This is a genomic window from Enterobacter sp. MGH 16 (genome assembly GCF_000493175.1).
Lineage (GTDB): Bacteria > Pseudomonadota > Gammaproteobacteria > Enterobacterales > Enterobacteriaceae > Enterobacter > Enterobacter roggenkampii.
In genome coordinates this window covers 3,957,150-3,970,320 of record NZ_KI535695.1, presented here as the reverse complement: position 1 = coordinate 3,970,320, position 13,171 = coordinate 3,957,150, and the positions used below count along the sequence as shown (strand labels likewise).

Sequence of the window (13,171 nt, the reverse complement as noted above, 5' to 3'; positions counted from 1 at the left end):
GGAGCATCGGTGCATGAAAGTACATCAGCTCCATGTGCTTGAGCTGCCTTAACCTGATCGATTTCCGTTCCAAGGAAATTATTCTCAACAACTACAGCACCACAAGTGATGCTGTAGTCTGGGATTTATACATCAATTAAGAAGTTTCGTTGATACGTTGCCAATATCGAAGAACTCTTTAAAGACCCTGACAACAAGATCAAAATCTTTTGTCAGTTGTCGTTCAGGCCAGTAATCCCCATAAATCTGTATTTTTTTCTCCATACCAGATTTCGATTTATCCCAATAGGAACGAACCGTTAAATCAGATTCCGAGCACTCTAGTAACGTCAAGAGATAGAAGCCATCATCTGTAGATACTGCTAAATTCATCGGCCCAATATCAGGTTCGGGGACAATGCGGAGTCTTACACCGCCAGTATTCCCCCTCAATTTCATCAGGAATTCTTCTACATCATTCCACTTGGGGGCACGAACCCGTGAAAAAGAGTTTCTGGTGTACAGATAGAAATCGACTTCAAACTCATCTTTCATAAGTTTCGTTCCTGGTGAATTTTTTCATCCCTTTTTCCCAATACAAAGTATCTCCGCTTTTCTCTTCAAAAATAGTAAGCGATTTCAAGCCAGATTTTTCAGCCATACTTTTTATATCGCTGAGACAGTAACCGCAAACTGGCTTACCAGATACTTTCATTTCCATGCTACGACCCGTTGTCATACCCTGCTCGTAGGCTTGTTGGATAGTACCAACTTCTGCATGAGCGGTAGCCATATTTCCATTTGGGAAATTTTTATCCGGTTGGTTAATTACTTTTGCCTGCACTACATCATTGATAAGCGTTGGCTTGCTGGCATCCCCCAAGAAGAAATCAGCTCTGTTCCCCTGATTCGTATCCGTGAAGACTTTTCCTGTCTGAGGATCTGTCAATTCAGCAGTAACTTTGGGAATAGAAGAATGGGCATTTTTATCAATAGACTGAGAATTCTCTGTCCAGCCAGCACCTTTATTTGGAGAAACAATACCTGTTTCAGTTTTGGTGATAACGCTGTTCCCTGCTGCGCCACCAAATATAGCAGCCGTTCCGAGACCAACATTCAGAGCTCCGTTACTATAGTTACCATCAGCAATCTGACCTATCCCCGTACCTGTCTGGTATGCACCTCCCGCAGCCACAACTCCACGCACCAGAGTACCAGGGGCTCCAGGAAGGACCATCAAAGCATCTGTACCCACTGCGGCTTGACCTGACTGAACACCGTGCATTTTCAGATAGCTCAGCGCCTCATTATAGGCTTTGGCATCAGCTGCCGATGCCACAAAAGCTCCGCCCTTCGCCAGGGACTGTATCGCTTGTGCCGCTTGCTGCTCTGAGTAACCGTAAACAGTCTGGAGTTCATAGCCATACTGATTAAGTAACCCGGCAAGTTCTTGCTTTTCTGCATCATTCAGCTGACCATTCTGGTATTTATTCAGAAGCCCATTATTGGCTTTGTCCTCATTGGTCAGACGAACAATATCCTGTGATGCCTGAAGAAGGTTCTTACCATTTTTTTGATCTTCAAGCGCTTTATTAAGTGCATCATTTTTTGAAGCGCTAAGGAAGTTATTCTCCACAGTATTCTTTCCTGCACTGGCTCCAGCCGCCGCACCAGCCGTATTTCCCCCGGCAATCCCGCCAGCTATGCCCGCTGAAACAGATGCCAGCGTACTCACGGTCTGCTTCTGCTCTTCCGTCAGCTTCGACGGGTCAGTATCGGGATAGAACTGTTTGGCAATCGCTGTCGCAATCAGTTCGCCGGATGCGGCCCCCACAGCACCCGCTGCGGCACTGTTGCCCTGAAGGGCTGCGGTTACGCCGCCGAGGATGGCATGGGCAATCGATTTTGCCGCCGTATCGTCATCAATGCCTGCATGATGGCCGATGATGTTCGCCAGCTCCGGTGCTGACGCGCCCGCCAGCGCCCCTCCGATATTGCCGCCCGCCAGTCCCTGCAGCGCTGCCGTAGCCGCCTGGATGCCGCGCTGCATGGCGCTGCCGGTTCCGTAGGTCACCATCACGTTTTTGTATGCCTGGGTATCACGCAGTTTCGCAAGATAGTTCTGGCGCTCTTTTTCTGTCGCATTTGCGGGGAGTGTTGCGCCGGTTTCTTTCTGGGCCGCCTTCAGCCCGTTAAGATCACCCTGCGTCCTGGCAATATCCGCCACCTGGCTACCAATGTCGCTGATCATCCCAACTGCGTTCAGGCGGTTCTGCTCTTTCTCCTTGTCGAAGATTGGGCTGATGCTGTCGTTGGCATGTTCGGTGTCGCGGCTCAGATCGGCCACGTCCTGCTTCTGGTTTGCTTTGTCGCGGATAGTGAGGGAGCCCTCTGCCACGGCGGCCTGCGTGGTGCCTTCCTTATGGCCTTTATTACCCGCAGCGGAGATCATGCCGCCCGGCAGGTTACCCTGGAATTTATCCCCGAAGCTGCCGCCGCCGCTCAGGCTGATACCGGAGTGCGAGGTTTTAAAGTCCGCTTCGTTGTGGATATCGCTGAAGCCCAGCGTCCCGGTATCGAGGCTGTTTTTGTCCGGCGTGGCGGTAGAGGCGATAACCGCTCCATCAAGCTGGGTATGATGCCCCACGGTGATATCGAAGCCGCCGTCCCCGGCATACAGCCCGGTTTGTTCGGCCACCGAATCAAAGCGGCTCTTCATCTTGTCCTGGCTGGCGTTGATATAGCCTGAACCGGACATAGTGCCGAAGGTGAAGCTGCCACCCGCCGCAACGCTGGTCTGCTTGCTGTCGTAGTCGCTGTTGTTCTGCTGGCTGCGCATCAGCAGGTCGTGACCAACATCTGCCACGATTTTATTGCCGTTAACCTGAGCGCCATCAAGCACGGTGTCGTGCCCGCTTTTTAGGGTGACGTTTTTGCCGCTGTCGATCGTGGTTTCGGTCCAGTCGGTACCGTTGCCTTTATCCTTGCCGTGCGCGGCGTTGACGTTGGCAAACACGCTGATACCCGCGCCGTTGCCGCCGGCACCGATGCTCACGCCAATGCCGCCACCGCTGCTGCTGTTCTTGCCGCTGGTTTTTTGGGTATTCGCCGCGCCGGACAGCAGAATGTCGTTCTGTGCATCCAGCGTGGTATCGCCCCCGGCTTTCAGCTGGCTGCCCGCAATCACGATGTCGCCGCTGTTTGCACCTTTGTTTTTGCCGTTCGCGGTGATAGCGAGATTGTTGCCTGCGTTCAGCGTGCTGCCTGCCACCGCATCACTCTCAGCATGCTGCTGTGATTTCGACTTCTGGGTCGTCAGCGAGAGGCTCACACCCATTGCGTTCGGGTCGCCGGTGGTTGCCGCCATATCCGCAGCCTGCCCGGCCTGCACGCCGGACAGCACCGTTTTGGTGGCCTGAAGGGCTTTCAGACGGCCATCACTTTGCTCTTTGGTCTCCTGCGCCGCGCTCACGGCATTGTTAATAGCGCTACCGACGGTGCCGGAGAGCGCCACGGTGAGCCCGCTTTTCTTCTGCTCGAAGGTTTCATCCCGGGTGCGCTTGTCGTGCCCCGGCTCGATGATGACGCTGTCGCCGCTGAGGCTTAAATCTTTCCCGGCGATAAGATCCGCGCCGCCGATGTGGGCCTGGTTTCCTGCAGAAATCGCGACGTTACCCCCCGTCGAGCCCACCGTACTGAAGCTCTGGCTCTGGGTGGTGCCTTTCTCACGAAGATCGTGCGTGCTTTTGCTGCTGCCGATGGTGAAACCAATCCCGCCCGAGCCCATCAGGCCGGATTTTTTCTCTTCCTTAAAGCGCCAGGAGGTATCGCTGTTCGTCGCTGCCACGATATCGACGTTGTTGCCCGCCTTAAGCTTCACGTCGCCATCGCCCGCCACGGCGGAGCCGTTCACCAGCAGGTTATTGCCCGCAACGACCTGCACGTTATCACCGCTCAGCAATGAGCCGGATTCACGCGTCGCGCTGTTCTCCTCGATGGTATGGGTGGTTTTCTTGCTCAGGAACCCTTTTTTGGTTTTGGTCTGCTCTTTGTAGTGATAATCGCTTTCGGTTGCGGTATTGAGATTGACGTCACGGCCTGCCGCCACGCCGATATCGCCCTTCGCCGTCACCTGCGCGGCTTCGGTGGTGACATCGCGCCCGGCGAGGATCTGGGTATTCGCCCCGCTGGCGATCTCGGTTCCCTGCTGGCGTACCGATTCGTTGATGACGGTTTTCTTGCCTGACTTATAGCTATCGCCCTGCGTGGTCTCTTCCGCCGCCATATTCACGTCGCGACCCGCCTGCAGCCCGACGCTTTTCTCCGCCGCCAGCGCGGCGGCCTGAGCGTTGATATCCTGCCCGGCCTTCAGCACCAGGTTATCGCCTGCGGAAATCGTGGTGCGGTCGAGCCCGGTGCTGTGGGACTCGCTTTTCCCTTTACGACTGCTTTCGCTGGTCTGTGCCGCGTTCAGATTGAGATCGTTGCCCGCGCTCAGCCCCGCGCTGCCGCCCGCCTTCACGTCGCTGGCGGTCACGTCAAGGTTGTGCCCGGCGTTCACCAGCAGGTTGCCGCCCGCGGTGACGTTACTGCCCTGATACGTGACGGACGAACGGCTGGTTTTCGCCCGGCTGGAGCTGAATGCGTCGTTGATCTGATTCGCGTTGACGGCAATATCGCCCCACGCGTTCAGTAGCATATCGCCGCCGGAGGCCAGGTTCGCCCCGGTAACGGTGATGTTTTTCCCCGCCTCAAGCGACAGGCCATCCTGTGCGGTAATAGACGCCGTGTTGCCCAGCAGGGTGTCTTTCAGGCCGATCTTGCCGTACTTCCCGCCGGCGTTGATATCAATCTGCTCAACCTGGGTCAGGTTGTTGATGCTGCCGTCCAGGCTCTCCAGCGCGACCGTTTTGCCGCTGATGGTGGAGCTGATGTTATTGATATCGCCGATGGCGCTCAGGTTCAGGTCGCCGCCCGCTTTCATCAGGCCGTTGTTGAGGTTGCTGATGCTGTTCTGGCTGTCGAGCGTCAGGCTGTTTTTCGCCAGCAGCGAGCTGCCGCCGTTGGTGATGCTGCCGCCCTTCAGGGTAACGTTGTTACCCGCGATTACGCTGCCGTTATTGACGGTGACGTCCTTCGGTGACAGGTAGAGTTTCGGCACCATCACGGTTTCGCCGTTGACGGTGGCTTTCTCCCACCACAGCAGGCTGTGGTCGAGCGCGGCAATCTGATCGGCGGTCAGCGAGACGCCAAACTGCAGGCCCAGCGACTGCTGCGCCGCCGCCGCGTTGTCCATCAGATAGCGCATCTGATCCAGATCGGAACCGATGCCGTTCAGGTAGCGGTTACCGGTCTGGTTGAGCACCACGTTGGAGACATAGCGGGTATCGAACGCCGCATCGCCGAGGAAGCGGTAGTCGTAATCCGGGTTCAGGTTGAGGCGGCCGAGCATGTAAGACGAGCCGAGGAACTGCTTCTCGTCGGTAAACGCCAGCCGCGTCTCCTGCGGCGCCGTGGACGACGGTTTGACCCCGAGCATTGCGTTCAGGTCGGCAAACAGGGCGGGATCGAGCTGTCCGAGACCGTTCAGTTTCGGGTTGATGCCGATCAGGTACGGGCTTTTCGGGTTGTCGGAGAAGACAAAATAGCCGTTGTTGCCCGACGGCAGCGGGTAAGCGCTGGTATCGACGCGCTGGCCCTGGTAATGCCCGACGGCGCCGCCCTGAGCGGTTCGGAGATCGGCGGTGGTGACCCCGGCGTTCGCCAGTGCGCCCAGCTGGCCGAGGTTCGCGTTGCCTTTCTGCGTGGTGCCAATGTTGCTGAGAGGCGTGCCGGACGCGCCGCCGTTTTCCAGCGCGCCGCCGCCGTTAAGCTGCTGCAGCGCACCCTGGAGCTGATCGTTCCACTGCGGCGAGTTCACCGCCACGGTGCCGGTAGCGTTCAGCCCCTGTTTTTGCACGCCGCTGCCGACGCTCTGGTTGCTGAGGGTGTTCAGCGACGGCGTGGAGATAACGTTGCTAACGCCGCCCGCGTTCGCAGTGGTATTGGTGTTGCTGATATTACTGGTGAAGTTTGCGGTGACGTTACCGCCCGCCTGGATGACGGCGCGGTAGAGTTCACCCGGTTGGAATTCTGTTTCATGCCCAACCAGATTGTACTCAATAGTATCATTCTGGAATTTGATATTCTTACTACCAGCCACGCCTAACTTACTTGTTGCGTAACCAACAGACGTAGATAACGGTTTATATTCATAAATCAGGTAATCAACCTCACTACCTGCCTGCCAGCTCTGGTTATTTAATTGATTTCCAGACAGGTGAATATCACCGTTTGCCAATATATTGCTGGCATTATTATCAAGTCTGGAAGCCTGAATAGTCAGGTCACTACCTGAAGAAATACGCCCTGATGGAGAATCGCCCCCTGTGATAACAGTTGTGCTGTATCTTCCGGAAAAACGCTGCCTGACTGTATTTTTAAAAGGAGCCAGATAATAGTATGTGGAGCGATGGATATTACATGCACTATTAGCTCCACAGTTACCAGCACCCGGACCAGTAATGACTTCTCGCGAATAAAAACCATAACTTCCATCTGGCAGAGCCGTAACAGGCACATCTATTGTTGACTCCCCTGTCATCCAGTCATCAACTGGTTGTACCTGACTCTGAGTTGAAGCTTTAAGCCCTTCTCGCTCATTTCGTAAGTTGATGGTTTTAATATTAAGACTTCCACCCTGCGTCTCAATATTCCCAGACGTGTTCACCACCTGGCTGTTCGCATTCCCTGCCGCATCCCGCTGCATCCACAGGTTGTTTCCCGCCATGATGTCGCCGCGCTGGTTGGTGATGCTGTCGGCAAACAGCGCCAGGTTATTCGCCGCGTACAGCAGCGCGGTGTTGACGATGGCGCCCGGCGCGCTCAGGGTCAGCGAGCCGCGCGTGCCGGTGAAGCCGTCCACGGTAATGTTGCTCCGGCTGGCCACGGTGATGTCACCTCCGCCCTGCACCGAACCCGCGGCATTCAGCGCCACGCTGCTGCCGGAGAGCGTACTCGCGCCGCCGCCGGTGGTGATTTGTCCGTTGTTGCTGAGCTGCCCGCCCGCGTTCAGGTTGACCGCCTGCCCCTGCAGCACGCTGCGGTTATCGATGTCGCCGCCGCTGTTGATGGTGAGGGTTCTGCCTGCCGCCACAGCGGTTCGGCTGGTAAACGCGTTCGTCAGCTGCAGCGTTAAGTCCCCCAGGGACACCAGCTGGCCGGTAAGGTCCAGCCCCCGGCTCTGCAGCCACAGGTTGCCGCCGCTCAGCAGCTTGCCGCCCGCGCTCTGGGTTACCTGGTCCGCGCCAATATTCAGCTGCGTGTTGCCGAGCAGCGTGCCGCTGTTGTTCAGCTGGCTGTAGTTAACCGTCAGCTGTCCCGCCTGGGTGGTGCCCTGGCTGGCGAAATTGGTGCCGGTCAGGGTGGCGCGATCGGCCACCCACGTGCCGCCGTTGGTGGCGTTTGCCGCATTGAGTATCAGGTCGGTGGCCTGCAGCCAGCCGGTGCCGGTGAATTGCGGCGTGCCGAGCGTCAGGCGCGCGCCGGAGAGGAGTCTGCCGTCGTTACGCGCCTGCGAGGAGGCGGTCACGCGCGTCTCGCCGCCGCCCTGGATCAGGCCGTAGTTAAACAGCGCGGGCGTGGTCAGCGTCAGCGCATCGCGGCTGACGATTTCGCCTCCGCTGTTGTTGGTCAGCGTCCCGCTGAGGGCCAGCGTCGCGCCGTTATCGCCCTGCAGACGTCCGTTGTTGGTGAGCGCCCCGGTGGTGATGCCGAGCGTACCCCCCTGCATTTTGCCGTCGCTGGTGACGGAGGCCGCCGTGACGTTCAGCGCCCCGCCGGACAGCAGGGTGCCGCCAGACTGCTGGCTGACCGCGCCGGTCTGGCTGAGGGTCAGGCCATTCACGCCGCTGATGGCGCCGCTGTTGCTGAGCGTGCCGCCCGTCAGCGTCAGGTTTTGCGCCGCCCACTGGCCCTGGTTCGCCAGCGTCGCGGCCTGCAGCGTCGCCGCACCCAGCGCGGTGATCCTGCTGCCTGCGGTTCCGGTGAGCGTATCGGCCAGCGTCATCTGCAGCGCACCGGCGCTCTGCACCGCGCCGCTGTTGGTGAGCGACCGGGCGTTAAGCAGAATATTCTGTGCCTGCCAGCTGCCGGCGTTGGTCACAGCCCCGGACGCAATCGTCAGCGCGCCCTGGGTAAGAAGTTTGCCGCCTGCGCCGTTGATCAGCTCCTGCTGCGGCGCGGCCATCGCCATGCGCGCCATCAGCCGCTGCTGCCCCTGAACGGTCAGGCTCTGCAGACCGGTTAAGGTGCCCTGGTTGTTAATGCTGTTCTGATGCAGCGCGAGGGTGTTCCCCTGCACGGTGCCGCTGTTTTTAAGCGTGCTGCCGCCGAGCGTCACCTCGCCCTCGCTGAGGAGCTGCCCGCGGTTATCCAGCGTCTGTGCGGTGATATCTGCCCGGCCCTGGCTCATCAGCGAGCCGGTTGAGGTCAGCGTGCCGCCGGTCGTGGCCGTCAGCGTTCCCTGGCTGAGCAGAGACCCGCCGTGCGTCCAGTCGCTGGCGCGGATGTCCGCGCCGTTCCCCTGCAGCGTGCCCTGCGTGGTCAGCTGGCCTGCATCCAGCGTCAGCATGCCGCCGGAGAGGGTACGCGAGGCCGCGCCCGTGGTCAGCGTGGTCCCGGTGAGCGCCAGGCCGTTCGTTCCCTGCATCAGCCCGCCGTTGTTCATATCGCGGGCGGTGAGGGACAGCGTACCGCCCGTGATGCGCCCCGGGTTCGCCAGGGTATCCGCGGTGAAGGCGGTCGCGCCGCCGCTCTGCAGCAGCCCGGTATTCGTTAACGCTCCGCTGAGCGTGCCGCTGAGTCCCGTCTGCCCGTTCACCGTGCCGCTGTTGGTGAGGGTGGTGCCGGTCATGCCCAGCGTGGCGCCCTGCAGCGTACCGGCGTTCGTCAGCTGTCCGCCCGCCAGCGTGAAGCCGCCGCCGGAGAGCCATTTACCGTTCAGCTCGTTGATAAAGCGGTCGGCGGTGGCGTTAACCGCGTTGCTGCCCTGCATCAGACCGCTGTTGCGCAGCTCAGTACCGCCTGCTGTCAGCGTTTTGCCCGCCACCGTGCCGCTGCTGGTCAGCGTCGTCGCGTTAAGCACGGCATCGTCGGTGGCAACGATGTTCCCCGTGTTGGTCAGGGCATTGCTCAGGCCCAAATCCAGGCTCTGCGCCTGAATATCGCCCCGGTTCGTCAGGTCGCTGCCCCGCAGGGTGAACCCGCCCTTCACCAGCAGCAGGCCGGCGTTATCGAGCGTGTCGAGGGATACGTTCAGAGGACTGCCGCTCACCAGCTGCCCGGTGGCGCCGTTGCTCAGCGCGCGGGTGGTCAGCGCCAGCGTGTCGTTACCCTGGAGAATCCCGGTGTTGTTCAGCTGCGCAGCCTTCACCGTGAGGGCTTTCCCGGCCAGCTGGCCGTCGTTGAACAGCTGCGCCGCCGTCAGCGTGAACAGGTTCTGGCTGAGCAGGGCGCCCGTGTTATCCAGCCTGCCGGTCGCGGAAAGCGTCAGGGCATCCAGCGTCTGAACGCTGCCCTGGTTATTCAGGCTCCCGGCGTCAAGCGTCGCGCTGCGCCCCTGAAGGCTGCCCGCGTTGCTGAGGGTTTGTCCGCTCAGCGTCAGGGTCTCGCCGCCCGTCACCTGGCCCTGAGGCTGGTTCGTGAAGGTGTTCCCGGACCAGGCCAGCGTGCTGCTGCCCTGAAGCAGGCCGCTGTTCTGCAGGTCGCCCCGCAGGGTCAGCACTTTTGCCAGCAGCTGGCCCCGGTTATCGGTCCTGTCGGCCTGGACGTCCAGCGCCTGCTGGCTGAGCACCTTGCCGCTGTTGGTCAGCGTGTCGGTCACCGCCGCCGTCACGCCCGCTTCCCCCAGCGCGTTGCCGGTATTCATCCACTCACCGGTGGCCAGGTTCAGGGTGTTGCCCTGCAGCAGCCCGGCGTTGTTCAGGGTGGTGTGGTGCAGGTCGAGCGCGCCGCCGGAGAGCAGCATGCCCGCCTGCTGGTTGCTGAGCTGTGTCCCGGTCGCCGTCAGGGAGTGTGTCCCCTGCAGCGTGCCGCCGTTGGTCACCGACGCGCTGTTAAACTGCGCGTCGGTACCGGCCATCAGCCCGCTATTCGTCAGGCTGGCGGTGGTCAGCGTCAGGCCGTTCCGGGCAATCACTCGCCCGTCGGCATCGTTGCTGGCCTGTCGGGTCAGGTTCAGCAGCAGCGTAGTGGCGCTGAGCTCGCCGCTGTTGGCCAGCGTTTCACCGCCGAGCGTCAGCGTTCCGCTGCTGCGCAGCGCGCCACGGTTAGTAAGGTCTGCCACGCCGAGCGTCAGCGCCGAGTCCCCCTCGACGGTGCCCTGGTTTTGCAGGCTGTCCGCCGTGATGTGCAGGTCGCTGGCCGCAATATTGCCCGCGTTAGCAAACGCAGTGCCGTTCAGGGTGAGCCGGTCGTCCGCCAGCAGGCGTCCGGTATCGGTGTTGGTCAGGCTGAGGTAGTCGCTGCTCAGGCTGACGCCGTTGATTTCCCCCTGGTTTGTCAGCGTGTCGCCCCGGAGGCGCAATGTGCCGTCAGTGGTGATAAGCCCGCTGTTAGACAGCACCGGAACGTTCAGCGTTAAATCCTGCGTGCTGTAGACCGATCCGCCCGCGAGGTTTGTGAGTGACCCGGTCTTCAGGCCGAGCAGGGTGGTCCCCTGCAGCAGTCCGCTGTTCTCCACCGAGGCAGCGTCCAGCGCCAGCGCACCGGCAACCAGCGTACCGCTGCTGGTGATGCGTTCAGGAGCCGTCAGGGTCATGCGTTCCGCTTTTGCGACGCCGGACTGGAGGATGTTCTGTCCGCTGAGCGCGATGGCGCTGGCGGTAAGCTCTCCGCCGCTGGTCAGGTCGCCGGTTGCGTTAAAACTCAGCGCGTTACCGGTGGATTTCCCGGCGTGCGCAATCGTGCCCGCCGTCACCGACAGTGCACCCTTCGCCGCCTGCGTGCCGTTCAGCGCGGCATTCTGCGCCTGCAGGGTAAGCCCCTGCCCGCTCTGCAGATGCGCATCCCGGCCGGTGGTCAGGTCGCCGGTGCTGACGGTTAAGGCCCCCGCCGCGTCCGTCTGCCCGTTCAGGCTGGCGCTGCGGGTCGCGGAAATCTGTACATTGCCCTGACTGGTGGTACGGGACGCCTGACCGCTGGTCAGGGTGCCGGCCTGCGCCGTCAGCGCCGTCGCGCCGGACAGGGTGCCGTTCTGTTCAAGCGCGTCTGCCGTCACGCTCATCGCCCCGTCAGCCAGCAGGCTGCCGCTGTTACGCAGGGCCTGCTGCGCCGTGACGTTTGCATTGCCTTTCGCGCTCAGCGTGCCCCGCTGCTCCAGGGTATCAACGCTCAGCGCCAGGTTGCCGGCGCTCTGCAGGGTACCGCTGTTAGTGACCGTCTGCCCCTTCAGGGTGACGCCGTTACCCTGCACCGTGCCGCCGTTTGTCAGCACTCCTGCGTTCACGTCAAGGTGGCCTTTCGCCGCCAGCTGGCCGCTGGTGGATACCCTGTCGCCGGAGAGGGCAATGTCACGCCCCGCATTCACCTGCCCCTGATTACTGACGGCGCTGCCCGTCAGGCGGATATCGCCCGTGGCATCGGCCCGGCTCTGGCCGTCCAGCACCAGCTGCCCGCCGCTCAGGGCCAGATTCTCTCCTGCCGAGACCGCACTGGCCGTGGATGACAGCGTGCCGCCGCTGCTGAGGGTCGCGCGGGTATCGCTACCGCTGCGGGTATTCGTCAGCGTGATATCTTTCCCGGCCGCCACGCTAAGCGCGCCTTTGCTGGTGACGCTGCCGCCGCGCTGCGTCAGGCTGCCGTCGGTGGACAGCGTGGTGTCGGCCTGGCCCGTCAGCGTCGCATCCGCAAGCGCCATTCCCTGTTTGCTCGTGACGGTTAGCGCCCCGCCCTGAGCCGACACGCCGCCGCCGTTGACGGTCAGGGTAGCTTTACTGTCCAGCGTCGCCGCGCCGCGGGAGACCAGGGCGGTATTGCTGAGCGTCATCCCCTGCCCGCTGCTCACCGACAGCGCGCCCGCGCTGTTTGTCCCGCCGCCCGTTGTCTGCACTTTCCCCGCAGCGGAAAGGCGCATATCGCCCTGGCTGGCGAGCGTGCTGTTATTGAGTTCCACATCCTGCGAGCTGGCCACATTCAGCGCGCCACCGGCCTGATGGCTGCCGTTGAGGGCCACTCCCGCGCCGTTCGCGGTAATCGATCCGCTGGCCAGGCTGTTCGTGACCGTCAGTTTCCCGCCCGCGTCCAGCTGAATGTCGCCCTGGCGCGCGGTGAGGTTGCCGAGGTTCACCCCCACGCCCGTCTCGCTGGAGACCAGGCGGATACGGTTGGCATACATCCCGCCGAGCGCGCCGGTATCCACGGCCACCACGGGCGCGGCACCCTCACCGGCAATCGGCCTGACGCTGCCGTCCGTGCCCACGCGGTTCGCCCCTGCCGTCACCTTCAGGTCGTTCGCATGTATCGCGGCGTTCACTTCCGTCGCGCGCGCAATAATCGACAGCGCGTCGCTCTTGCTGGCATCCAGCCCCTGGCCTTCAACCGTGATGGCGCCTTTCGTCACCTCCAGCGCCTGCAGGTTACCGCTGGCGTCGAACTGCGGTTTCCCCGTGGTCAGGGTGACGTTCGGGGTGTTGATAAATCCGCACCCGTTACAGGTAATGCCGTACGGGTTGGCCACCATAACGTTTGCTGCTTTACCGGCGACTTCCGTATAGCCCTGCAGCTGCGAGCGGCTGGCGCCCGTGACTTCGTTGATAATGCCTTTCGCTTCCCGCCCGGCCTGCAGGTTGGGGTTGTTCTGGATAAGCCCGCCCAGCTGGGTCCGGGTTAAACGGTCCGTGCCGTTGTTGAGGATAAGCCCCTCTTTGCCGACGTTATACTCACCGAACTGGTTATGCGAGATACCCGCCCCGTTGGGCGTGGCGATGTTGACGACCGGCACCCCGTTCCCCGCCCGATCGACCGTGGTCTGCCGGGTTGGCGTAAGCGCCGCCGCGACGGCAGGTGCCATCGGCTGCCAGACCATCAAACCGCAGACAATCCAGCTGATCAGACGCTGCGAGAAACGAACGGGTGGGTGACGGGTATCCATAGT

2 protein-coding genes are annotated in these 13,171 nt (G+C 61.1%); both read right to left on the bottom strand.

What is annotated here, in order from left to right; all coding sequences use genetic code 11:
- Positions 1-132: 132 nt before the first annotated feature.
- Complete coding sequence (locus tag L362_RS04330) at positions 133-534, bottom strand: DUF6911 family protein (RefSeq protein WP_021242709.1); 402 nt, start codon at positions 532-534, stop codon at positions 133-135.
- Positions 524-13,168 carry a contact-dependent inhibition toxin CdiA gene (gene cdiA, locus L362_RS04335; protein ID WP_023345176.1) on the bottom strand — a complete coding sequence of 4,215 codons (12,645 nt, stop codon included), beginning with the start codon at positions 13,166-13,168 and terminating at the stop codon, positions 524-526. Before cdiA ends, L362_RS04330 begins: the two co-directional genes overlap by 11 nt.
- Positions 13,169-13,171: the final 3 nt, after the last annotated feature.